23 protein-coding genes are annotated in these 24,647 nt (G+C 40.4%); 11 read left to right on the top strand and 12 right to left on the bottom strand.

Annotation, left to right across the window (positions count from 1 at the left end; all coding sequences use genetic code 11):
- The first annotated feature begins 4 nt into the window (after positions 1-4).
- A protein-coding gene (locus tag ACLFKQ_RS02985) for an IS5 family transposase (protein WP_448999442.1) occupies positions 5-741 on the top strand; the annotation gives its coding sequence in 2 pieces (ribosomal slippage) (positions 5-307 and positions 310-741; 735 coding nt in all).
- A 309-nt stretch (positions 742-1,050) separates the two neighbouring features.
- Complete coding sequence (gene chlP / locus ACLFKQ_RS02980; RefSeq protein WP_448998410.1) at positions 1,051-2,274, top strand: geranylgeranyl reductase; 1,224 nt, start codon at positions 1,051-1,053, stop codon at positions 2,272-2,274.
- A gap of 113 nt (positions 2,275-2,387) precedes the next feature.
- On the opposite strand, the gene ACLFKQ_RS02975 is transcribed toward chlP, so the two are convergent.
- Positions 2,388-2,924 carry a hypothetical protein gene (locus ACLFKQ_RS02975; protein WP_448998409.1) on the bottom strand — a complete coding sequence of 179 codons (537 nt, stop codon included), beginning with the start codon at positions 2,922-2,924 and terminating at the stop codon, positions 2,388-2,390.
- Between the two features lie 263 nt (positions 2,925-3,187).
- Here ACLFKQ_RS02975 and ACLFKQ_RS02970 point away from each other — a divergent pair, with 263 nt between their 5' ends.
- Together ACLFKQ_RS02970 and ACLFKQ_RS02965 are read left to right on the top strand one after the other, a co-directional pair.
- Positions 3,188-4,969: a hypothetical protein gene (locus ACLFKQ_RS02970; RefSeq protein WP_448998408.1), complete on the top strand. Its 1,782-nt coding sequence runs from the start codon at positions 3,188-3,190 to the stop codon at positions 4,967-4,969.
- Between the two features lie 189 nt (positions 4,970-5,158).
- Positions 5,159-6,349, top strand: a complete 1,191-nt coding sequence (locus tag ACLFKQ_RS02965) for a sensor histidine kinase (RefSeq protein ID WP_448998407.1) — start codon at positions 5,159-5,161, stop codon at positions 6,347-6,349.
- A gap of 27 nt (positions 6,350-6,376) precedes the next feature.
- On the opposite strand, the gene ACLFKQ_RS02960 is transcribed toward ACLFKQ_RS02965, so the two are convergent.
- Positions 6,377-7,165 carry a YsnF/AvaK domain-containing protein gene (locus ACLFKQ_RS02960; protein WP_448998406.1) on the bottom strand — a complete coding sequence of 263 codons (789 nt, stop codon included), beginning with the start codon at positions 7,163-7,165 and terminating at the stop codon, positions 6,377-6,379.
- 102 nt (positions 7,166-7,267) lie between these two features.
- Positions 7,268-8,635, bottom strand: a complete 1,368-nt coding sequence (locus ACLFKQ_RS02955) for a DUF2382 domain-containing protein (protein ID WP_448998405.1) — start codon at positions 8,633-8,635, stop codon at positions 7,268-7,270.
- A gap of 349 nt (positions 8,636-8,984) precedes the next feature.
- Here ACLFKQ_RS02955 and ACLFKQ_RS02950 point away from each other — a divergent pair, with 349 nt between their 5' ends.
- Together ACLFKQ_RS02950 and ACLFKQ_RS02945 are read left to right on the top strand one after the other, a co-directional pair.
- Positions 8,985-9,869 (top strand): hypothetical protein, encoded by an 885-nt coding sequence (locus tag ACLFKQ_RS02950; protein WP_448998404.1) that lies wholly within the window; start codon positions 8,985-8,987, stop codon positions 9,867-9,869.
- 470 nt (positions 9,870-10,339) lie between these two features.
- On the top strand, positions 10,340-11,014 hold the full coding sequence (locus ACLFKQ_RS02945; RefSeq protein ID WP_448998403.1) for a GUN4 domain-containing protein: 675 nt from the start codon (positions 10,340-10,342) through the stop codon (positions 11,012-11,014).
- Between the two features lie 175 nt (positions 11,015-11,189).
- On the opposite strand, the gene ACLFKQ_RS02940 is transcribed toward ACLFKQ_RS02945, so the two are convergent.
- The 7 genes from ACLFKQ_RS02940 to ACLFKQ_RS02910 all read right to left on the bottom strand — a co-directional run bounded on the left by ACLFKQ_RS02940 (position 11,190) and on the right by ACLFKQ_RS02910 (position 17,142).
- Complete coding sequence (locus tag ACLFKQ_RS02940; RefSeq protein WP_448998402.1) at positions 11,190-11,993, bottom strand: SDR family NAD(P)-dependent oxidoreductase; 804 nt, start codon at positions 11,991-11,993, stop codon at positions 11,190-11,192.
- 321 nt (positions 11,994-12,314) lie between these two features.
- Positions 12,315-13,103: a globin domain-containing protein gene (locus ACLFKQ_RS02935; protein WP_448998401.1), complete on the bottom strand. Its 789-nt coding sequence runs from the start codon at positions 13,101-13,103 to the stop codon at positions 12,315-12,317.
- Positions 13,104-13,178: 75 nt separating this feature from the next.
- The gene (locus tag ACLFKQ_RS02930; RefSeq protein WP_448998400.1) at positions 13,179-13,994 is read right to left on the bottom strand and encodes an SAM-dependent methyltransferase; all 816 of its coding nucleotides are present in this window, start codon (positions 13,992-13,994) and stop codon (positions 13,179-13,181) included.
- A gap of 365 nt (positions 13,995-14,359) precedes the next feature.
- Entirely contained in the window at positions 14,360-14,812 is a 453-nt protein-coding gene (locus ACLFKQ_RS02925; protein ID WP_448998399.1) for a DUF6691 family protein, read from the bottom strand.
- Between the two features lie 23 nt (positions 14,813-14,835).
- A complete protein-coding gene (locus ACLFKQ_RS02920) occupies positions 14,836-15,258 on the bottom strand; it encodes a YeeE/YedE family protein (RefSeq protein ID WP_448998398.1) in 423 nt (140 codons plus the stop codon).
- A 270-nt stretch (positions 15,259-15,528) separates the two neighbouring features.
- Positions 15,529-16,812: an ABC transporter substrate-binding protein gene (locus tag ACLFKQ_RS02915; protein ID WP_448998397.1), complete on the bottom strand. Its 1,284-nt coding sequence runs from the start codon at positions 16,810-16,812 to the stop codon at positions 15,529-15,531.
- Between the two features lie 15 nt (positions 16,813-16,827).
- The gene (locus ACLFKQ_RS02910) at positions 16,828-17,142 is read right to left on the bottom strand and encodes a 2Fe-2S iron-sulfur cluster-binding protein (protein ID WP_448998396.1); all 315 of its coding nucleotides are present in this window, start codon (positions 17,140-17,142) and stop codon (positions 16,828-16,830) included.
- A 212-nt stretch (positions 17,143-17,354) separates the two neighbouring features.
- Here ACLFKQ_RS02910 and ACLFKQ_RS02905 point away from each other — a divergent pair, with 212 nt between their 5' ends.
- From ACLFKQ_RS02905 to glyS, 4 genes are all read left to right on the top strand, one after another.
- Positions 17,355-17,531 carry a hypothetical protein gene (locus ACLFKQ_RS02905; RefSeq protein ID WP_448998395.1) on the top strand — a complete coding sequence of 59 codons (177 nt, stop codon included), beginning with the start codon at positions 17,355-17,357 and terminating at the stop codon, positions 17,529-17,531.
- Positions 17,532-17,728: 197 nt separating this feature from the next.
- A complete protein-coding gene (locus ACLFKQ_RS02900; RefSeq protein WP_448998394.1) occupies positions 17,729-18,553 on the top strand; it encodes a squalene/phytoene synthase family protein in 825 nt (274 codons plus the stop codon).
- A gap of 110 nt (positions 18,554-18,663) precedes the next feature.
- Complete coding sequence (locus ACLFKQ_RS02895; protein WP_448998393.1) at positions 18,664-19,533, top strand: alpha/beta fold hydrolase; 870 nt, start codon at positions 18,664-18,666, stop codon at positions 19,531-19,533.
- Positions 19,534-19,678: 145 nt separating this feature from the next.
- Positions 19,679-21,823, top strand: coding sequence for a glycine--tRNA ligase subunit beta (gene glyS, locus ACLFKQ_RS02890; protein ID WP_448998392.1), 2,145 nt, complete (start codon positions 19,679-19,681; stop codon positions 21,821-21,823).
- Here the strand turns inward: glyS and lnt are convergent.
- Complete coding sequence (lnt, locus tag ACLFKQ_RS02885; protein ID WP_448998391.1) at positions 21,820-23,373, bottom strand: apolipoprotein N-acyltransferase; 1,554 nt, start codon at positions 23,371-23,373, stop codon at positions 21,820-21,822. The genes glyS and lnt overlap by 4 nt on opposite strands.
- A 53-nt stretch (positions 23,374-23,426) precedes the next feature.
- Positions 23,427-23,561, bottom strand: a complete 135-nt coding sequence (locus ACLFKQ_RS02880; RefSeq protein ID WP_448998390.1) for a hypothetical protein — start codon at positions 23,559-23,561, stop codon at positions 23,427-23,429.
- Positions 23,562-23,883: 322 nt separating this feature from the next.
- Between ACLFKQ_RS02880 and hetL the strand changes: the two genes are divergently transcribed.
- Positions 23,884-24,594 (top strand): heterocyst differentiation pentapeptide repeat protein HetL, encoded by a 711-nt coding sequence (hetL, locus tag ACLFKQ_RS02875; protein WP_448998389.1) that lies wholly within the window; start codon positions 23,884-23,886, stop codon positions 24,592-24,594.
- Positions 24,595-24,647: the final 53 nt, after the last annotated feature.

Here is a 24,647-nt window from a genome sequence, read left to right as displayed (position 1 = left end):
TAAGTTGGACGATTCTGCTTGGCAGCAAATTTTCGTTGTTCTGAGCCACCAACAAGACATCCGTATCAAAGACCCCAAAGCTTGTCGTCGTTTTCTGAATGCGGTTCTCTGGATTACTCGCACAGGTGCTCAATGGCGTGAATTACCCAAACGTTTTGGCAACTGGAACAGCCTCTACAAACGATATCGGCGTTGGTGTCAGAAGGGAGTTTGGCATCGTCTCTTGCAAGAAATGTCCCACTCTGCTGACTTAGAAAGTTTAATTCCCGATAGCACCATGATTCGTGCTCATCCCTGTGCAGCAGGAGCAAAAGGGGGTCAGAAAAACACTCTTTAGGAGGTTCTTGTGGCGGATTTAGTACCAAGTTACATGCTGTGGTAGATGCGTTGGGCAATCCGCTGCGGTTGCTTCTGACTCCAGGGCAAACCGCCGATATCAGTCAAGGAGAGGCATTGGTGGCTGGTTATCGAGCTCAACAGGTAATTGCCGATAAAGGCTATGATTGTGATGCTTTTGTGGTCTTGATTGAGGAAACTGGTGCTCAAGGCGTGATTCCGCCTCGTTCTGGTCGCCTCAACCCTAGAGATTACGATTCACATCTGTACAAGGAGCGACATCTAGTTGAGTGCTTTTTTAACAAACTTAAATACTATCGTCGCGTTTTCAGCCGTTTTGACAAAACTGACGAATGTTATTTGGGATTTGCCGAATTTGCTTCGGCTTTAATTTGGTTGCGTTAATTGTGTCAACAGAACCTAAGTTTGAGGACAATTTATTTAGTTATTGGTGCTCTCAAATCTTAGTGGCTAGTACAACAGACCAATTTTGCTCTTGAGAATGTTTGAATAAGATGTCCTCTTTTTATTATTAACATTTTAGGTTTTTGGCACTTGATAGCACTCTGCAAAATCGTTAAATAGTTAACTTGTGTAACTAAGTTGTTAAGCAGTATTGCAAGTTTAGCCAATTGAGGCGATTGGCAGAAAAATTAGCCAGCGTACATGATACTATGCGATCCGTAGCGACAATAAGATTATAGGAGAAAGACCTTGGGATTAAAGGTTGCTGTTGTTGGTTCGGGACCGGCCGGTTCTTCTGCCGCCGAAATCTTAGCTAAAGCTGGTATTGAAACTTATTTATTCGAACGCAAATTAGATAACGCCAAACCATGTGGGGGTGCGATTCCTCTCTGCATGGTAGATGAATTCGATCTGCCCCCGGAAATCATCGACCGGCGAGTTAGAAACATGAAGATGATCTCGCCATCTAATATTGAAGTCGATATCGGTGCCACACTCAAAGATAACGAATATATCGGTATGTGTCGTCGAGAAGTTCTAGATGGCTTCTTGCGCGATCGCGCGGCTAAATTAGGTGCTAAATTAATCAATGGTACTGTATATCAGTTAGATATACCCGATAGTGACAGAGATCCTTACACGCTTCACTATGCCGATCATTCTGGAGGTGAGGCGAAAGGGGAAATGAAAACCCTGAAGGTAGACCTAGTAATCGGTGCTGACGGTGCCAACTCTCGCATTGCTAAAGCGATCGATGCTGGCGATTATAATTATGCCATTGCTTTCCAAGAACGAATCCGTCTGCCAGAAGACAAGATGGCATACTATGAAGATTTGGCAGAAATGTATGTCGGCAATGATGTTTCTCCCGATTTCTACGCTTGGGTATTCCCCAAATACGACCACGTAGCAGTTGGTACGGGAACGATGAAAATTAATAAAGCCCTAATTAAAAATCTTCAAGCTGGCATTCGCGCTCGCGCCGCCAAGAGATTGGAAGGGGGAGAAATTATCAAAGTTGAAGCCCATCCCATCCCCGAACATCCCCGTCCTCGTCCACTTCGCGGTAGAGTAGTGTTAGTTGGCGATGCCATGGGTACCGTTACCAAATCTTCTGGTGAGGGTATTTATTTTGCAGCAAAATCAGCGCGGATGTGTGCTGAAGTAATTGTCGAGACTTCTCATAACGGACTGAAAGTTCCTAGTGAAGACGATCTTAAAATCTATCTCAAACGTTGGAATAAGAAATACGGTGCAACTTACAGAGTATTAGATATCTTACAACGAGTTTTCTATCGCTCCGATGCAACTCGCGAAGCCTTTGTAGAAATGTGCGCTGATCTAGACGTACAAAAAATGACTTTCGATAGCTACCTCTACAAAACTGTAGTTCCTGCCAATCCTTTGACTCAACTGAAGATTACCGCTAAAACCATCGGTAGTTTGTTAAGAGGCAATGCTCTAGCACCATAGTTATTAATACTACGATTTAATTACAATTTAATTTAAATGTTAGTTTCGAGCAGCATCAGATATTATATTTTAGTTCTGGTGCTTTTTTAATTAAACTTCATCGATGTTTATGGCTATTTGGGTTGTTTCCACGGGTTATGCTTGCGGTCTAAAATTTGCGACAAAAGCTGTCTTTGTCTGCGTCGGCTTTGAGCTAAACTTTTCTTAGTTCTTAAATAGGATTGATTTACTTCTTCGGGATATAAATATTTTAAAAAGAAATTTAAAGTTTTTGGCTTGAGATACCCTCGTAAAACTGCAATCGAACCAAACTTATAATCCGTAAGTTTTTGTTCTTCCAAGATCGACTTGATTTGTTCTGCCGTTAACAGTCCTGCTTCTTGCAAATAATGTCCTATAGGTTTTCTGTAGGCTTGTGTGACTAACGGTTGCCACTCTTCAGCAAAAAAATCAACGGTTTTGGGTTCGATCCAACCCTGGGCGACTAAAATTTCTCCGATGCGCATAAAAGGATATTTATCTTGATACTGTAAAGCTTTCTCGATTTGAACCCGAGAAATCAAGTCAGCTTCACATAAAACTTCCCCTAAACGTTTGGGAAGAATAAGTCGAGAAGTAGAGACATTCCTAAAAATTTTACCTGTAGCCATAGACAAGTTTAATAAAATTCAAATAAACTTTAGACCGACGATCTAGCTAATATATAAACAATTTTGGTTTCGCTCGGGCAAGAGAGTTGCGAGTTTTTTAAAATTAAAGTTTTTATATAGCAATTGTTTAAATTGTGAAGTAGAGATATTTTTCTTTCAATCGAACATAACTGAAGTATACTTCTTTAAAACGAGAATCGCTAGATCTAGCTCCCAACTCCATGTCTTAATTTATCATTAGTCATAGCCTAAAAGCTTTCAGTATGAATCAAGAGACTATTTATCGAATTTTTTTTAACAGTAATCATCAATCTACCAAGAAAATAGCTGTTAACAAATTCAGAGATCCACAGCATAGAAAACTAATAAAATCTCGTAATATTTTAGTAGCTTGGCTATTGTTAAGTTTTGCCTTTAGTATATTTTATAGTGCGATCGCTTTAACTCAAGCTTTTAGCGGTGAGTATGTAGTTCAAGATGACGCGAGACAACACGTTTTTTGGATGTATCGCTTTCTCGATCGGGAGCTTTTTTCTAACAATTTAATTGCCGATTATTTTCAATCTGTCGCGCCTTGGGGATACAAACTCGTTTACGCCATACCGGCTTTTTTTGGCATCGAACCTTTTTTAGTTAATAAATTTCTTCCTACTATTTTAGGGATAATTTCTACAGGTTTTTGTTTTGCTCTATCGTTAGAGTTATTTCCAGTTCCCTTTGCAGGTTTTATCGCCACCTTAATTCTCAATCAAAATTTATGGTTGCAGGATGGATTGATTTCTGGTACTCCAAAAGCTTTTTTGATTCCTTTATTTCTAGCATTTTTATACTATTATTTAAAGCGATCGCGATGGGGAACTGTAGTTACCATTGCTCTATTGGGACTGTTTTATCCTTCCCTAGTTTTTATCGCTGCTGGATTGCTAGTAATAAGATTATCTAAGTTTGAAGGTGGCAGATTGAGTTTTTCCACTCAAAAAAGCGATTATACTTTTAGCTTCTTGAGCTTAGCTATTGCTGTTTTAGTATTGTTACCCTACGCTATTTCTAGTTCGGAATATAGTCCGACAATTACTATAGCCCAAGCTAAAAAATTACCAGAATTTATGGTAGGCGGCAGAGCAGCTTTTTTCGATCCTAATACCTGGGATTTTTGGTTTAATGGCAGTCGTAGTGGAATTAAATTAGCTGCAGCTTTAATGCCGCCTTTAACTTATTTGGCAGTATTTCTACCCTTAGTACTTAAATTTCCACGGGTTTTTCCTTTGGTTTCAAAAGTAAGTTATAAAATAAAAGTTTTGCCAGAATTAATTATAGTTTCCCTATTAATGTTTTTTATCGCTCATGGATTACTGTTCGAACTACATCTACCTAGTCGCTACACTCAACATACTCTTAAAATCGTTATCGTTCTAGCTGCCAGTATCGTCACTACTTTAATTAGCGAATTTTTAGTTAGAGTTTTTATTAGCCAAAGCAATAAACTAGCCTCATTTATCTCGATCGCGCTGGCTTGCTGTTTAGCTGGTTTACTAATTTTTTATCCTCATTTTGCCAAAAGCTTTATTTGGACGCAGTATATTAGGGGTGATGCCACAGCACTATATCAATTTTTGCAGCAGCAACCCAAAAATACTTTAATTGCCTCTTTAACTTCAGAAACCGATAATCTTCCCAGTTTTACTCAACGTTCGATCTTAGCCAGTCGAGAATATGCCATTCCCTATCATACGGGTTATTATTTTCCTTTTCGACAAAGAGCGATCGCTACAATTGCCGCTCAATATAGTCCAGATATCGAAGTAGTAAAAAATTTTATTCGTCAATATGATGTAGATCTGTGGCTGATAGAAAGCTCTAGTTTTTCTCCAGAATATCTCAAAGGCGATCGCTGGCTGGCTCAACACCAGCAAATTGTTAGACAAGTCACTGCTAGTTTGCAACGAGGAAATATTCCCGCTCTCGTAGGACTTAAAGATCGCTGTTCGGTTTTTTCCGATGGCAAGTTCGATGTCTTAGCTACCCAATGTATTTTGTCTCAATGAGAAACAATCGACAATGCTAGGAATTAGTTTAGGCAACTCATACACCTTTGGCGATCTAGAGATTATAGGTCGGGATTTGAAAGAAAAAGATGATAAATTAGACTGAGGTTTATTTCGCTTCAGTCTAAGATTAGCATTTCTTAAATAGAATAAACAAAGTAAGAGCGTAAGCTATGCATCAATTATTGCATGGAATTAGAACGAGTTTTAGTTGCCAAAACCGATCGAATTATCGAAAAATGGCTCGAGAGAGTACGACAAGATCTAACCATTGAAAGTACGGCAGGATTAAATCGCCAAAAATTGCAAGACAGCATTCCTTCAATCGTCGAGATGATCGCTAAAAATATAACCTATCCCGCAATCGAACCTGCAGAGTTGTCGACGCAAAAGGCTGACGTACATGGCGTTCTGTGTGCCCAACAAAATTTCCATCCCGAAGAAATTGCCCGTGAATTTTTCTTACTACGGCAAATCATAATTGCAGAAATTAAAGACGAGTTAATTGACTATTCACCATTAGAAGTAGTCGATACCATCGCCTCAATCGATGCAACTCTCGATTATCTCGTAGCCCAAAGTTTTAAAACTTATACTCAGCAGAAATTGAACCAGCTAGAGCAGCTACAGCATCAGCTACTCTTAACCAATCAAGAATTGACTCGGTTGGTTGAAGTACACAAAAACGGTTTTTCCTATCTCACTCACGAAATTAAAAACCCCCTGACTTCGATTTTGGGCTATTCAGAATTACTGCTACGTCAAACCCAACAAAATAGCGATAACAATTCCACCGTTAATTTACGCCATATTAAGCAGGTTTTAACCCAAGGTAGAAAAATCTTAAGGCTGGTTAACGATAGTTTGGAATTTGCTAGCTATCAAGCAGGAACGATAGAGCTTAAGTGGGAAACGGTTGATGTTGGTTCTTTATTAGACGATATTGTCTTGACTCTCGAACCGCTAGCGACGGCTAAAGATTTACAGTTAATTGTTACCTGCAATCCTAAGACCTTAAAATTTACCACCGATTCTCTCAGGCTGCAGCAAATCTTAATTAATCTCGTCACCAATGGAATTCGCTACACTGAATCGGGAAAAATTGAAGTTACTTGTCAGACGACAGAAGAAGGCGGACTGAGAATTATAGTTGCCGATACTGGTATCGGTATTCCTCAAGAGTATCACTCCCGTATTTTCGAACCTTATTTCCAAGTGAAACCCAAAGATAGCTATCCCTCAGAAAGTAGAGGACTGGGACTGGCAATAGTGGGACAATTGGTCAAAATGTTGAAGGGAAAAATCTGGGTCGATTCAGAAGTTGCAGCGGGTTCTACTTTTACCGTAGTTTTGCCTAAGCTCGAACCAGGCAATCGCTAAAAACTATTTTCAGCTTCCAAAGTCCAACTAAGAAAAGCGATCGCAAATAGCCTGATAAGCATCTTGTTGCATTTTATCGTCGGTAATTATTTCTAACCTTACTTTAGTATCGGGTTCAGTTTCTCGGTCTAAGGCTTGTAAAATTTTCATGGCATTTGGGATGCTGACCAATTTGCTTTTGACAGCTATAGCTAGTTCGGGAACATCATTTATAATAGCTTGTTCCGTTCCTAAATCGACTTCGGTTAATACTTCGGGATTTGCTCCAACTCTCTCTACAACTAGCTTTTCACTTCTGAGTGGAACTCGTACCATTCGCGTCTCGATTTCTTTGCGAACTACAATTTCGCCTACTTTGCGTCGATAACGCTTGACGGTTAATTTTTCCTCTAATAAAGGGATAGTTTCGGTTTCTGTAGTTACCGGTCGTTCTACATCGGAGGAGGAACTAATGCTGTGATTGGCGAGAGTTTCCGATGTTGTATCGGCTACTGCCATTTTTAGGTCTGAAGGTAGGGGTTTGTATAAAGGTAATTGGGATAATTCTGTTGGGGATAGCTTAGTTATTATGGTTTGAGTTTCTAAGTTAATTTCAGAAATCTCGTTATAAGTCAACCGATACCAATTTGAATTTGAAGTTCTTTCGCCCAACTCGATTAACAACTGGAGATTGTTTTGAGCGTCACGATAAATATCGGCAACTTGACCTCTAACTCTGCCCTGAGAGTCGCTCACTCGATAAGAAGTCAATTGTTTGTCTAATTGATTGATTAAATGCTTGAGATTTGCTTGGTTTTGATTTTCTAGATTAGCCATAAGATCGTAATTAAATTAGATATTATATTTATTTAAATATGGGGGGAATAGACAACTAAATCCTACTCCCCCCTGACTTACCGAAAGATTCGCGCGACCGAATTAGCGATCGACTCTAGGTTTACCATCAGTGTCTAAATCTAACTCTTCACGACGAATAGTTTCTTCCGCACTTACAGTATCGCGTTCTACTTCTTTTCTAACATCTACTTCTTCACGCACGAAGGCTTGCTTATTAATATCTGCGTCTTCTTCGTAGACTTCGACTCTAGCTACTTCGCCTTCACGGAAGTTAGCTTCTCCAACTTCTACGGCATCAGTATCGGTAGGATTAGTTCTCTCGATTACTACTCGTTCTTTTTCGACGGGAACTGATACTCTGGCAGTCTCAGTTTCAACTCGTTTGCCTACGCTAACCGTACCCGTTCTAAAGCGGTCTTTGTTGGCAAGCAACCGTTCTTCGTAAAGTTTGAGCTTTTGATGAGCTCGTTCGTTGACATTGTATAGCTCTGGTTCGCGATCGTAAGAATAAGTATCGCGATTGTAAGTACCTACCCCAACATCAGAAGTTCTGTAGGTGTTTCTGACTCTTTCTTCGTAGTCGAAGTCGAGAGTCATGTTTTCATTGTACTCGGGCAGATGCTCTGCCTGTTCTTTAGTCAAACCTCGAGCATAAACTCGATTGCGGTTGCGATCAATTCTGGCGCGACCCATGGGAAGTAGAACTTTTTTGCCAAAGATCCAAAAACCAGTATCGATAACAAAGTAACGGAAATTACCTTCGCGATCGACTATAACATCGTGTACCGAGCCTAGCTTTTCGTCATTGTCGCTATAGGCAGAATAGTCAGTTATGCGATCTTGACCGAAGATATTGTCATAGTTGGGATAGAGCTCGCCGATACTGTAGAGATTTTTATTAGGAGTAGTTCTAAAGCGATTTCTGTTATCAATTAGACGATTTTGATAACCTCTCCAATTTTCATGATCGCGATCGTTCAGTCGGTAGAGTCCGGGATCGCGATCATAAGTGTAGGTCGTATTATCATAGGTAGCATTCATCGTGTTGGCGGTACCCATATCGTTAGTCGTACCCATAGTGTTATAGGCAGCACCACTTCTATAGGTATTTCTAACACTCTCTTCATAGTCGTAATCGACAGTCATGTCGTCACTAAATTCGGGAAGGTTTTCTACTTTATCTTTAGTCAAACCTTCGGCATAAACGCGCTCTTGAGAATAATCGATGCTAGCACGACCGATTGGCAGCAAAACTTTTTTACCTAAAAACCAAAATCCCGTATCGACAACTAAATAGCGAAAACGTCCGCTTTCATCTACTAAGATGTCGCGTACCGAACCTACTTTTTCATTATTATCGGCATATACAGAGAAATCTTTGATGTCTTCGCCACCAAAAATGTCTTCTTTATAATTAGGATATAAATCTGCTATTCTAGTTAAAACCATTAATTATGACTCCTATTTCTCAAAAACTATACATTTTTGCTTAACTATATTTTTATTGTAAAACTGACTTATTTTTTGCTTCATCTAACCAATGAAATAGATAATTTATAACCTAAAAAATACTATCTTTCGATAGACTAAAGATTGGATTTTATTTACTCAACAAATTAACTATCTATCAATAGAACTACGAATAAAGTTTTAAACGGCAATCGCCTTACTCTGGCTTCTCATTCTCTGCGTTTAAGCCACCTTTTTTCAAGCTATGGTAATTCCCGTAAATCTTCATTTGACAGGAAGTTTTACAATTGAATCTATATCTATATAAAAAAAAATAACTGTGTAACCTATGTTGCGAAAATTTATAGCGATCTTAATGTCTTTATCATTTTGTTGGACTGTGGTAGGTTGTAGCGCGACAACTTCAACCCCAATCTCTCTATCCCAATCTCAACCCTCATTCAACAGCAATACTGATGTTTTTTCGGCACCTACATCTATAAGTGACGGTAAATATCCAGTGCAGCAAGCTACTTATGATGATGCTACTGGGGAATATAGTCTGATGTTGCTCGATACCCCTCCTGGAACTTCTCCAGTATTGCGAACCGACAAGCTGCAAATGGCGCGTCTGAGTGATGACGAACTTGCCAAAGACGAAAAAACTTATCTTAAAGTTGAGGGGGATCGACCTGTGATGTACTTAACGGAAGACTTCAAAATTGAATACGTTCATAATGTTACTGAAACCGTTAAAAATCCTCAAACTGGTCAACCTGAAACGGTAATAGTTAGACGAGAATCTAACTTTTGGACTCCTTTTGCTGGTGCTTTAGCAGGGCAAGCTCTAGGTAGCTTGTTATTTACACCTCATTACTACGTACCGCCAGTTTATCAGCCGGGAGGAATTATGACTGGTTACGGTAGTTATGGGCGTAACTATTCTCAAGCGGTCGAGCGCTATCAAGCTCGTTACAATGCACCTCCCGCAGCGGTTCAAAACCGTCGCATTCTGCGTACTACCGGCAGCATTAGAAATGCGACTAACAATAGAAATAATTTTGGCAGAGCCAGTAATAACAGCAGTCGTGCTACTGGTTCTGGTGTTGGTTCTAGCACTCTACGTTCTTCTAACAAAGCTCGCACGAAATACAAAAGACCTAGTAGCTTTGGCAGTAGTCGCAATCGAGTGAGAACCAGAACTAGAAGCTTTAGAACTGGACGCAGAAGATAATAATTAATCGACTGCTACTTAATGAGCGATCGCGCGTTAACCGTGGCGATCGCTCACTTTTAAAATCAATTCCATCCCTTGCTGAAACCTAAAAAAATGTAACGAGAGTAAGTCTAACTCGCCGGTTTCTCCAGAAAGATTGCTATAGAACTTAAAAAAAGCCACAAAAGAAAAAAGCTTTGGGAGTCTTGCCGTGTTTCGACCCCAAAACTTTTCTCTCTTACACTTACTCCTCACACACACTTATTAGTATATGCAATTCATTTAGTCATGACTGAGCTAGAGTGACAGTTTATAGATTGACCCCTTTGCCAATAAAAATCTCAGTCTAGTTGTATTAGCAAATTACCCAACTGAGAAACTGTTGGGATTGTTACTCGATATCCAAACACATCCTGATTAAAATTTAGCAAGATCGAATCAGCTGCTAATTTTGTTACCCTTGAGTAAAGTCTTAAGTGGAAATACCGATGAGTGAAAGCCACGAAATAACTACATCTCAGATTACAGAGCAACTAGCTCTGATTCAAGAACAGTTGCTTAATATGGCTAGTCGTTTCGATCGCGTCGACGAACGCTTAGAAGCCTTGTCGCCTCTACCTAATAAAATTACTCAGTTAGAAGACGAGCTAATGCTACTTGGCGATCGCTATAGGTACCAAAACCTCCAGCAATATTTAGCTGAAGAAAACTGGTTCGAAGCGGATAAAGAAACCATCAGGCTAATTCTAGCAGTATCGAAAAGAGAAATTGAAGAATTAACCCCCGAAGATATCCAGCATTTTCCCTGTAACGATTTGATGGTAATCGATCGGTTGTGGAGTAAATACAGCGGCGATCGCTTCGGTTTTAGCGTCCAACTCAAAGCGTATCAAAAATTAGGGGGTAATTATGACACTACCGTCGAACAAGATCGGCAGTTAATCGAAAAATGGGGAGAGAGTTTGGGCTGGCGTAAAAATAACCGCTGGCTTAAGTGCAAAGATTTGGATTTTAGCTTGAACGCACCTGAAGGCTGTCATCCCTCCCGTTGGTGGAATTCTCCTTATGGTTCTAAGATGACCAACTTTTTTTTAGGACGGTTGATGACTTGCGAGTTAGCGCAAAACAGGGAAATAGATATGAGAGGACGCGAAGAACTCTAGAAGAGCTGTACATTCACTATTAAATTTAAATAGATGAAGATTTAGAAGTTTTAGGTGCGATCGCCCGTGACTTGAGAAAACAGTATGGCGTTAGCTGAAGTGGGAGTGTAATTGTTGTAGGGGCGAACCGCCGTTCGCCCTGATATGGGGGTGGGCATTGCCAATTGTCCTTATATTAGGTATGCATCGTGGCAACCGAACCGCCATCGACACGATAGTTAGCACCAACGACAAAACTCGACTGCTGAGAACATAAAAAGGCAATTACTGCTGCTACTTCCTGTGCCTTGCCGCGTCTTTGTAGCTCTAGGTGAGGTCGTTTCTCCTTTAAGAAAGTGGCGATCGCTTCATCAAAACTCAAATTATTTTCATTAGCTCTTTTCTCCATCATCGCATCAGTCATGGGAGTAGCGATGTAAGCAGGAGAGACGGCATTAACTAAAAGGCCATCTTTAGCAAAAGCTTTAGATAGGTTTTTAGATAAATTTAATACTGCTGCTTTGGCGGCACAGTAGGGCATTTCATCAGTGTAAGGCTGAACTGCATCTTCCGAAGCAATCAAAATAACTCTTCCCCAACCAGACTTTTGCATCAGAGGAATAAAAGCCCGACAAACTCTTACTGCTGCCATAAAATCGGTTTCAATCGTTTCGTACCAGTCTTGGTCGGTTAGTTCTAAAAATGGGTCGGTCGCGCCCGTAATTCCCGCGCAGTTGACTAAAATATCTACCGTACCGAAGCGATCGACAATCTGTTTTTTGGCATTTTCTACTGCTTCGAGTTTAGTTAAATCGGCACTAACGGCGATCGCTTCACAAATTTTATTAATTTCATCAACAGTTTTTTGTAACTTTTCAGTAGTTTTGTCGAGTAAAGCAATTTTTACCCCTTCATCGGCGAGTAATTTTGCCGTAGCTTTGCCGATACCCGAATCACCGCCAGTAATGAGCGCAACTTTTCCTTTGATTTCAAATTCCATGGTTAAATCTTTCCTCTAATTTCGAGCAGTTTCCTGCTGTGGCTCGTTTAAACCAACAAATTTCAGGATGAATTCCGATCGATATCTTAGGAAGGATCGAAACTTTGTTAATCTACCTCGAAGTAGAGTTTGCCTATCGAAATAACTAATCTCAATCGATAGGGGCGATCGCACCATTAAACTTTCTCGTTTCCCTTGAAAACTTTATTATTAATAGGAAATATCCGAAAGTGACAGAAGCATTTCATAGACGATCGCTAATAATGAATCAAAGAAACTCGCCAGATTGTTGGTTCGTGTGAACTTAAAAAGTTGAGTTTCTTAGGAGAGATGAGAAACAGTTTGATATATTTGTCGTTCTCGAGTAATAAAAATTTTAGCTAATGCTTGATAGGCTTCAGTCCAAGCTATCATTACTGCTTCTGTTGCCCCATCTCCCAATACATCTTTAATTGCTTGTAACAAACATTCCCCGACTATAGGATACTGTTCTGGTAAGACGTGAGTTGCAACATGGCGATGGGCAGTTCGATCTATCATTGCTTTTAATGCTTTGAGATTGTCGATATGAATGGCATAGCTATAAACTGCAGCAGCAAGTTTAGCTGGTTGAGTACCGTTAGCTTGTGCAGACATGTCGAATTGTGCTTTCACTTCTGGATATCTATCGAACATAATTTCGTACATTCGAGTAGTAATTTTTTTCCCGTGCTGTTTGAGAATGGGGGCGGTAGATTTGACAATTTCGATGGTTTGCTGGCTAATTTCTTTTTTTGCTGGAGAATGCTCCGACAAAGTCAGAACAAAAGCCAGATTTTTTCGTGCTTGTAAAGCGTGAGGTGCATTAGCAGGCATAAATACGAACACCCCTGGTGCCAAAGCAATATCTTTTCCTTGTAAATTGAGGTTTCCCTTTCCTTCTACTACAGTGATTATCGCGTTACGAGTGGAAGTGTGTTCGTCGATTTCCGTACCCGCAGCCAAACAAAATAAGTTGTATTGAGTGTTGTTATCTTTGAATAAAACTTTACTGAGAATGCCACTGGTAGGATATTCAATTAAATCTTGTAAGGTAGTGGTGAAAGAATTGTTGGGTGTTGCGACTGTCATAATTTCTCCTTGGTTTTTTGTCTTTTGTTATCCTTCGTCCTTCGTCTTTTCTAACTAATGACCAATGTCTGCTAACTACTGGCTAATAAAAACGATGTAACCGATATTATTTCGCTGCTGTTGAAAAACCCGGCGCATTTGTAAGACTCTTTGGCGTAAATGGGGGTTAACTAAAATATTCCAGGCAATTTTAACCGTTCCGAATAATCCTTCATCTCGTACCATCTGACTCAAACTAAGTAATCCCATCGCCCCTGTTTGCTGCTGCTGTATGGTTAAACCAGCTTTTTTGCAGACAGTTGACCATTCTGTTAGTGTTAGAGGATTGGCGTTTACTCGTATAGTTTGAGATAGACTTCGACGCACTTTTGACCGACGGTCACTCGCAGTGCCCGAAGCAATTTTCAGGTGACCGAGTGACTCATTACTGCGAACTAGCATTTCCTGGGAAAGAAACTTACCCCCTGGTTTGAGATGATTTTTTATTGCTGCTAATATCTTGGCTTTCCCTATATCCGATTGCATGCTGAGGATGGCTTCAGCCAGGACATAGTCAAATTTGTCCGTAATCTTATCTAACTGAAAGATATCTCCTTCAACAATGGTTACTCTGTCTGATAATCCCGCAGCTTTGATGTTTTCTCTAGCCTTGGCTACGCTATCTGGGTTTTTCTCTACCCCTACAACCCGGACATTAAATCTTTTCGCTAGTTCTATGGCACTTTCGCCGAAGCTTGCTGCTAATTCTAATACCGTCTCTTCCGACTGAAAATTAGCCCAAGCAAACAGTTGTTCCGTTGCCTTTCTTCCTCCAGGACGTAGGATCTTCTTCCCTGCTGCTGCTAAAACTTGATGACCTGGTGCAGTGGTAAAATTGAGAGTAGTTGTCATGAGTCATATCCAAACTCGATACTCTTACTTTCCCATCAAGTTTTGGTTCCGTCTCTGAGGTAGCTCATGTTTGGAGGTAAAGTTTTGTTAACTTTGTCCTTTATAGCAGGTCTCAATTGGATGAGGTGGAATAGCAACAGTGTGTCAACCAATTACAAATGTTATTCGGAAAAATTTGAGCATAAGCTAAAACGATCGCTCGATCCAAAACTTGATAGATAGGTTATTGCCTTAATATCTGACGTTACACAGTTTTGAATAAATGTAATTGAAACATAGCTTGTTACAAAGCGTTAAGATAGATACGACTGCCCAAAGCAAAATGATTCATTTAAATAGCTATGGTTTGAATCATATAAAAGCTACTATTTAACCCGTGTTTGTTCAATGCGGTTGCTCTTTACAAACAACCCTGTATACCATTGATAGGCAAGTGAACCGAGAATAAACGCCATGATAAATAAAACTGGATTCGGTATGCTCAAAACTAAAGCAGTAATGCTAGGACCAGGACAGTAGCCCGCAATACCCCAACCAATACCAAAAATCGCAGCACCAACTATTAAAGGAAGGTCGATATCTTTTCGCGTCGGTAAGTAAAACTTCTCGCCAAAAATTGGTCGCGGCAAACGCAGCACAAAGCGAAAAGCAATTACAGTAACGCCAACCCCACCACCTAAGACAAATAGTAAGGTAGGATCCCAGTCTCCTGAAACATCTAAAAATCCTAACACGCGATCGCGATCGATCATTTGAGAGAGGCTTAAACCAAAACCAAATAGCAGTCCAGATAAAAGAGCAATTAATTTCTGTTTCATTTTTTATAACCAATGACAAATCACTAATAAGCAATCACGTGATGAGTAATAAATACCGTAATGATGGCAGTAATCATAAAGGTAATCACTGCAACCAAAGACCGAAAAGATAATCGACCCAAGCCACAGACACCATGACCACTGGTACAACCATTACCCATTCGCGTACCGACACCGACTAAAAAACCACCAACAATCATTGCTACTGGTGCAAAAGAAGATACAGGAGTAGGTTCTGAAGCAAAAATATATTCGTAAATCACCCCCCCTGCTAACATCCCTAAGATAAATAGCCACCGCCAATTCTCTTCTGGCTTAAATGTGATCGCACCGTTGACTATGCCACTAATACCAGCAATCCGACCATCAAAAGCCAGTAGAATAGTTGCACTCAATCCAATCAGTATTCCACCAGCTAAAGCTGCAATCCAATTAACTTCGGTCATAAATAAATAAGTCTAATTTTAATTCTACTAAACAACTATATGGTAATATCGTAGCCTTAGTTTCTTTGTATGACTAACTAAATATTTCAATATTTTTAATAAATCTTACCGTTCTTGTAGAAAATCTCGATCGATATCAGGAGTTACGCAGTTGTTAACCAAGAGAACCCCCATAAGAGCGCACCGCCTCTCGGACAGTGCTGATTTTGCTTGATACTAACTGATGCCCGTGTTGAACCAGTAATTTTCTAAACGCAAAAAGCCACCAATTTAATTATTAAAAATTAATTTCAAACGCTGTTGCGATTTTTCCAAAGCTGCTTGTGGTGTTTGTTGTTGCAAAAGCGTAGCTTCGATCGCTCGACCTAAGTTTTCTGATAGACGAGTGTACTGAGTTATGATGGGGCGCGAGCTAGCTATTTTCATCTGGTCTAAAAATACTTTTAATACGGGATTTTCAGCGACAAAACTTTGATATTCTGGGCTTCGTTGCGATTTTAAATTAATCGGTAAATATCCCGTTTTTAATGCCCAAGCGGTTTGAAACTCTTCACTTAAAATGTATTCTAAAAACTGTAGAGAAGCCCGTTCTCGTTCTGGAGTAGTTTTAAACACGAAGACGTTTTCACCACCGAGAACCGCAGCAGGAGTTTCTGCTACGGGTATGGGAAAGACATCATAGTCGATGCCAGTTGGCTGTAACTGCGCCAGAGTCCAAGGTCCCGTGATCTGCATCGCTACTCTGCCAGACAAGAAATCATCTAGTTCGTAACCTCGTTCGGGAGAAGAGAGCACGGCTAAATTAGCTTGGACTAAATCGGCTCCTAATTGCAAAGCTGAAACCGTACCACTATTAACCAGGTCGGGCTGGTTTCCCGATAGTAGATGACCTCCGGCACTATAAATAAAAGGTAGCCAAACAAATACCGTCCATTCTCCTTTACCCAAAGACAACAAGATGCCGTAGCGATCTAAACGATTGTCGCCGTTGGTATCTTGAGTCAGTTTTTTAGCCACCAGTTTAAATTCCGACCAAGTTTTAGGAAGTTCGGTAATTCCTGCCTCGGCAAACAAACTAGGGCGATAGAAAACAGCAGCATTATTAGTAGCAAAAGGAATTGAAAAAATATGTTCTTCTAGCTTCATCGAAGGCAACATTGCCGGATCGATTTCAGCTTTAATAGTAGAATTATTCAACCAAGTTTCTAATGGTAACAAAGCATCTAACTGTACCAATTTACCAGTAATTTGGGGTACGAACCACAACATATCTGGCGGTTGTCCGCTAACGGTAGCAGCAAAAATTTTCGGTAACTGAGCATCTGGCTGTCCGACATACTGAGCTTCTACTTCAACATCTTGATGTTGCCGATTAAAATTATTGACTAATTCTTGAAAAATATCGCGGTTTTCTGGCGGATTGATCCCATGCCAAAAAGTTATTTTGAGCGGTTGGTTATCCTTCGCAAGTTGGCGATCGCTACAGCCCGCTAGGAATGATAAGCTAACCAACAGTACGATTAAGATTGTTTTGCTCCAATAACTATATTTCATAGCAGTACTATGGGACTACTGTCCGAACTGTCTTTGATAGACTTCTTCTTCTTTTTGAGAGACTAATTTAATGTCCGAACGAGGGTAAGCGACACACAACAGAGCGTAACCTTCAGCCTGTAATTCTGGGGAGACTCCCATGCCTTCACTTTGATCGACTTCGCCACTAATAATTTGAGCGGCGCAAGTGGTGCAAACTCCAGCACTACAAGAGAATGGTAAATCAATTCCCGCTTCGGTAGCAGCTTGCAAAATAGTTTGGGACTCAGAAACTTGAATGGTTTGAATTTTATCTTGATGTTTTATCTCAACAGCGTAAGTTTTAGACATTAAGCTACAAAATTTGACTCTCTTACTCTTACTTTATTCGACTCGGTCTATTATCTTCTCACCTTCGGAGCCAATTTTGTTAAGAAAATTAGCTTATTTTAAAGCTTAATTGCAATATTTCAGTTTGTCATAGGTCAATTCGGCTTGTCGATGATACTTTAGTTAGACTTACGCATTTAAATAAAACTCATTTCACAAAATAAACATTAACTATGTACGACCGAAATAATCACGGAGATTTGATCGAAGCTGCTCTAACTGCAGGTATTGGTGCCGGTGTAGTAACATCATTTGCGGTTAGCAGAGGTCAGCACCCGGCGATCGCGCTGGCGATTACGATTATTGCCGCACTGTTTGCCGTAGTCTGCCGTCAGTGGGATTTAATTTAATTAATTTAATCGCTCGCCTTTAATATTTCCGATCTAAGCTTCAAATATTGGCTAACCTGGAGAATAAATTTTAGTTCTTAACTAAAATCTAATCTTGAGACTGAATATTCGTTGTATGCTATCGAGAAGTCAGAGATTACCTCGTCTCAAACAGACGAGGCTTATTTAACCGTTGGTCAGTGTGAGGAGCTAAATTGATGGATTTTCGAACTGAAGCTTTAGAAATCCTAAAACAAAACAGTAGAACTTTTTATATTCCCATTGCCTGCTTGCCTGGCAAGTTACAAGATGCAGTAGCATCGGCTTACTTATGTATGCGTGCTATTGATGAAATTGAAGATAGCGAAGGACTGAATAATCAGACTAAAGCCAAGCTATTGCGGAGTATTAGTCTCAGACTGCAAGAAACTGTAGACTTTACCAGCTACACTCGTATTAATTCTGAGCTAGAACTTTACAGACAGGTCATACCAGAAGTATCTCTTCGAATCGGGGAATGGGCAATTTTGGCTCCTGAAACTATCGCTCCTCGTATTTGGGATGCCACCGCATCAATGGCAGATCGGATGGCTTATTGGGCGGAAAACAATTGGCAGATCGAAACCGAAGCAGATTTAGACCGCTATACTTTTAGCGTAGCTGGTGCGGTAGGTCTCTTACTATCGGATCTTTGGGCTTGGTACGATGGCACTAAGACAAATCGCGCTCATGCTATCGGTTTTGGACGAGGTTTACAGGCGGTTAATATCGTTCGCAATCATCGTGACGATTTAAAGCGAGGAGTTGATTTTTTTCCCCGGCAATGGACTAGCCACGATATGCAGGCTTATGCTCGTCGCCAGCTAAAATTAGCCGAACTGTACATCAATACACTACCTCAAAATAGCCCTGCTTTAGATTTCTGTCAGATTCCTTATATTCTGGCTAACGGAACCTTAGATGCGATCGCTCTGGGGAAAATTAAGCTCAGTCGCAGTGATGTTTTAAATTTAGTCGAAAACGCTAAGATAAAATTGGCATAGCTCGCAGCTTAGAACTCAAAACTTAAAAATTTAATTTTTTGGCAGAAATAATACTGATTTTTAAATTGACTGAATTTAAATTATTCTTATTCGTTAATAAGTTTTAGATTATGTCGGTTATTAATGAATGGAATCATCAGTTTATCTCTACTGATGGAGTTAAATTACATTACGTCAGCCAGGGAGAGGGCAAGCTGATGCTTATGTTGCATGGTTTTCCCGAATTTTGGTATTCTTGGCGACATCAAATAACTGAATTTGCTTCAGACTATCGTACGGTAGCACCCGATCTGCGCGGTTATAACGACAGCGATAAACCTCAAGGTGTGGCAGCCTATTCTATATCCAAACTCATTGAAGATGTGCGAGGCGTGATTCGGGGTTTGGGCTATGAAGAATGTATCTTAATCGGACACGACTGGGGAGGAGCGATCGCCTGGAATTTTGCCTATGCCTATCCCGAACTAGTTGAAAAACTAATTGTGTTGAATGTTCCCCATCCAGCTAAGTTCGCCGCCGGGATACAAACTCCCCAACAATTATTAAAAAGCTGGTATATTTTTGCTTTTCAGCTACCTTGGCTACCGGAATTGGTTTTACAAGCCAATGATTATCAAGCGATCGCCACAATGTTGCAACAAATGGCAGTGGATAAGTTGGCTTTTAGTCCCGAAGATCTCGAAGCTTTTAAAAATGCGGCGGCAAAACGCGGTGCCTTGACGGCAATGATTAATTATTATCGTTGTCTGGGTAACCAGGTATTAAGCGGTAGGAGAACTTCTTGGGGGGTGTTGGAAATACCAACCCTAATGATTTGGGGCGAAAAAGATGCCGCCTTGGGAAAAGAATTGACCTATGGTACGGAAGCTTACGTTCGAGATCTACAAATTAAATATATTCCTAACTGTAGTCACTGGGTACAGCAAGAACGACCAGTTTTAGTCAATCAATACATTAGGGAATTTTTAGCTGGAGAGTAATTATAATTTTCAGCTTCTGGTTTTGCCGCGCGTCGAGAGTTATCCAGCCTGGAGAACTCGAGTCGAAACAAAAAAACGTTCCATCTAGCTACCGATAACTGTTATCCTGTTTAATCTAGAGGGTTATCGCTAAAGTCGATTATTTATGGCTAATTTTTTATTGGAAGTAGGTACAGAAGAACTACCCGCAGATTTTGTTAGTAGCGCGATCGCTCAATGGCAAGTTAAAATTCCTCAAACTCTATCAGAGGTATTTTTGACTCCCAAGGCGATTGAAGTTTATGGAACTCCTCGACGTTTAGCGGTATTAATTAAAGACATTCCCCCAAAACAGAGCGATCGCGTCGAAGAAATTAAAGGTCCGCCAGCTAAAGCTGCTTTTAAAGATGGTCGTCCTACCAAAGCCGCACTAGGTTTTTCCCGCAAGCAAGAAGTTGCCGTAGAAGACTTAGAACTTAGAGATACCCCTAAAGGAGAATTCGTTTTCGTTCGCAAGCAGATTGTAGGACGTTATGCGGCTGAGATTTTACAGGATTTGTGTCCCCACTGGATTACTGGATTAGAAGGCAAGCGGTTTATGCGTTGGGGAGATGGAGAGTTGCGCTTTCCCCGTCCCATTCGCTGGCTGGTAGCTTTGTTAGACGACGCTATTTTAGCTCTCAAGCTAGTTAATGGTTCCGAAACTATCGAGAGCGATCGCCATTCTTGGGGACATCGAGTTTTACATCCCCAACCCGTATCTATTGACAAGGCTAGTGATTATGTAACAGCTTTGCGATCGGCATATATCGAAGTCGATCCAGAAGTACGCCAACAAAAAATACTCGCTGAAATTGCAGCAGAAGCGAGTAAAGTTAATGGCGTTGCCGATGTCAACCCCGATTTGCTGCAAGAAGTCGTAAATTTAGTCGAATATCCCACTGCCGTTACGGGTAAATTTCAAGCTAACTTTCTCGAACTGCCTACTGAAGTAATTACCACCGTGATGGTAACTCACCAGCGATATTTTCCCATTAAGCAAGAAAAGAACCAAAATACTTTACTTCCTTACTTTATCACCATATCAAACGGCGATCCAGCCAAAAGAGAGCTGATTGTCGAGGGCAACGAAAGAGTAATTCAAGCACGACTTGCCGACGCTCAATTCTTTTACAAAGCTGACTGTGACGAGCATCTAGAAACCTATTTACCCCAGTTAGAAACAGTAACCTTTCAAGAAAATTTGGGTACAATGCGCGATAAAGTTGATCGCATCATCGAAATAGCTAATTCTATTGCCGAACAGCTAGAGTTAACTGAAGCAGAGCGTAGCGAAGTTGAAAGTACCGCTTTACTTTGTAAAGCCGATTTGGTAACTCAGATGGTTTATGAATTCCCGGAGTTACAGGGAGTTATGGGCGAAAAATATGCTTTGGTAAGCGGCGAATCAGCTACGGTTGCTAGGGGAATTTTCGAGCATTATCTACCTAGAGGTGCTGAGGATCTGATGCCGGCTACTTTAAACGGTCGAGTAGTTGCAATTGCCGATAAGCTAGATACTTTAATCGGCATTTTTGGCTTGGAAATGATTCCCAGTGGTTCCTCCGATCCCTTTGCCTTGCGCCGCGCTGCTAATGGCATCATTGCAATTATTTGGGAAGCAAACTTAGTAATCGATCTCGAGAAATTAATTCTTCAAGGTGCTACAGATTTCTTAGCCGCCCATCCCGAAAGTCCATCGCCGGTTGCTGCCTTGCAGGAATTTTTCATGCAACGGTTGCGGACTTTACTACAAGACGAAAAAAATATCGATTACGATTTAATTAATGCCGTATTGGGAGACACAGATGCTGAATATACCAAGCGAGCTTTAAGCGATTTATTAGACGTTCGCGATCGCGCTACATTTTTACAACAAATTCGCCAAAATGGTAAGCTAGATGCAATTTATGAAACCGTCAATCGCTCGGCACGTTTGGCAGTAAAAGGCGATTTGGATACCCAGGCTTTAGATCCCCAAGATTTAATCAATCCCGAATTATTGGAAAGTTCCTCAGAACGAGCCTTTTACAAGCGGCTGCTAGAATTGGTTCCCAAAACTCGAGCCGCACAACAACAGCGCAACTATCAATTATTAGTGGATAGTTTAACTGAAATTGCCCCCATCGTTAGTAACTTTTTCGATGGCGAAGATAGTGTTTTAATCATGGCAGAAAATTCCGATATTCGGCAAAACCGTCTCAATTTACTGGGATTATTACGCAATCATGCCAGGATTTTAGCCGACTTTGGCGCGATTGTGAAAAATTAGCTCCTAATCGAGATTACCAAACTCATCCCACCTAATACTAATAAGGTTGGTGTCAGCCAATCTCCCCAACGGACATACAAAGTTTGATGCTGACGGCGATAGATAGTACCCGAATGAATAGCATAGCGTTCGAGAGCGGAAATCCACAAAGTACGTCCCCGAGGATCGACGATCGCTGAATAACCCGTATTGGTGGCTCTCGCCGCCCAGCGATCGCTTTCTATAGCGCGCATCACGTCTTGGGCATGATGTTGGGCTGGCATCGTGGTACTATAGTGGGCATTATTCGATGAGGTAATGATAAACTCGCCTCCCTCTTTTGCCTGACGGCGGAAATGTTCTGAAAAAGCTGACTCGTAACAAATTCCGACAATTGCTCTACCAAAAGGAGTGTCAAAAACTGGATCTGGTTTTCCCGGGATTAAATGAGCGTCTAACGGAGACAGGCGCTCGACTATTTTGCCCAAAATTGGTTCGAAAGGAATAAATTCACCTAAAGGAACTAACTTGTATTTGTCATAGCGGCTAAAAGTTTCTCCCGTAGCAGTAAGAGTAAACAAACTGTTAGTATAACCGCGCTCGCTCTCCCCAAAAGCTCCAACCCAAACGGGAACTTTTTCTGTAACTACGGTTTGATAAAATTCTGAATTATTAATAATATTATCCCAGTAAAAAGGCAAAGCCGTTTCGGGAGTGAGCACCACATCAACTCCCTGACGTGCCAGTTGTCGATAACCGTCAGTGTAACCCCGTCTCGCCTTACGCCATCCTACGGGAGAAAGTTTGATTTGATTGGGAATATTACCTTGAATAATTCCTACTTTAATTGCGTCTGAGTCATTTTTCGCTACAGGGTATTGATATAAATAATATCCTAGAAAATGACAGGTAATAAAGACTAACAGCGGCGAGATTAACCACAACAATGGAGGTTTTTGGCGGAAGCTGCGCCAGTATAACAGTACTTCTGCGAACAAACCGTTCACCGCCACTATTGCTGCAGTAATCGTGCTAAATCCCGAGATTTTACCTAATTGCAAAATTACCAAATTATTCGGGCTTTGAGTATAGCTTAATGAAGTCCACCAGAGAGAACCATAACTCCATAAGGTTTCTAAGCCGCACCAGAGAGCTAGACCAATCCCAACTATTAATAAAGAATTAAAGATAAACCTATTGGCAGTTTTTCTATTTAGTCTTTTAGTAATAAGTTTAAATACTATCGACCACGTAGCAACTAATAAAGCTCCCCAAAGAGTAATAAATAACCAACAAAATATCGCAATTAATAAACTCGCCAGCCAGGGAACTCCCATCCAAGTCATCGGATGTACTCCCGTAATCCAAAACAAACTCAAACCATGATAGCCACATCCCCAAACGAGAGCATTTAAGATGGTCTGAGTTAAGGTTTTTTCCGTTCTAATTAATATCCACAAAGGAACTAAACTGCACCAGGCTAAATACCAGGCATTTGTAGGAGCTGGCGTTAGTCCCATTAAAATACCACCACTAAAAGCAATTAAAAGTGGTTTAGTTCTATATTTCATTAATTTTCGCTTTTGATAAAGTAACTATAAATAAAATATTAAATAGATACTCTCTAAAATAAATGGTTCGTCATTTTTAAATACGCCTTGGAATAGAGCAGCAGTGGCGATCGCTTGGTTTCGCTGGCACGCCGAGCAAGCTCGCAGCGACAAAACTCAGTAAATAGAGGGAGAATAAATTTTTTCATTGTTTTAATATAAATACATTACGATATAGTAATATACTGATATGCAGTAGAGTTTAATTTTCACTAAAATTAAGGAGATTTAATGCTTCCTTACTATTCAATCGCCTTTGTAGTTGCCTTTATTGCTACTTAATTCATTTTAATCCGCGAGAGTAAATAGCTAATTCTAGAGACAATTGACAATTATTGCCCTCATCAGTGTATTTTGTGATTATTACTTGGTGGAGAATAAAGTCTATTTGCCGTACCTTCAACAATTGCTAGCAGACAGTAACAGTAAATATATATAAATATATACGCCACAAATCCTCAATTAAAATCAATGGAAGTCAATCAATTTTTACAACAATATAGTGCGGGAGAAAGAGCTTTTGCCAAAATAAATCTACGAGAAGCAGAATTAGTCAAGATCGACCTTAGCAAAGTAGATTTAACCGCAGCAGATTTACGACAATCACGATTAGGAAGAACAAATTTAAGTGGTGCGTGTTTGCGTAAGGCAGATTTGAGTGAATCTATATTATGGGGTACTGATTTAACTCAAGCTGATTTAAAAAAAGCCAATTTGAGAGAAGTCGATCTCAGTGGCGCGATTTTAACTAAAGCCAATTTAAACCAAGCCAATTTAATCAAAGCAATTTTGAAAGGGGCGAATCTCAGCAACGCCAAACTTGCTTCTGCTTCAATGTTAGAAGTAGATCTGCGTCCTACTACCGACTATCGTACTAACTTAAGTCGTGCCGATCTCAGTCATGCCGATCTCAGCTACGCTAATTTGAGTATGGCAATTTTATATCAAGCTAACTTAGAGGCTGCTAAACTTTGTCGCGCTAATCTTAGCGCAGGAATGGGATTGACCACCGATTTGACAGAGGCTAACTTACAAGGTGCAGATTTGAGTTATGCCAATTTTAGTGGAGCGATTTTGTCTAAAGCTAATTTACGAGATGCCGATTTAACAGGAATAAATCTTGATAATGCGGATTTAACAGAAGCGATTATGCCCGACGGTAGTGTTTATAAGTCGGATTGAAAACGAGCGATCGCATCTCCGAGTAAGATTGAAAAAGGGCGATCGCATTGATA

It is taken from the genome of Myxosarcina sp. GI1(2024) (genome assembly GCF_053543375.1).
Note: the sequence above shows the minus strand (reverse complement) of the source record. Positions and strands in the feature narration are given on the sequence as shown.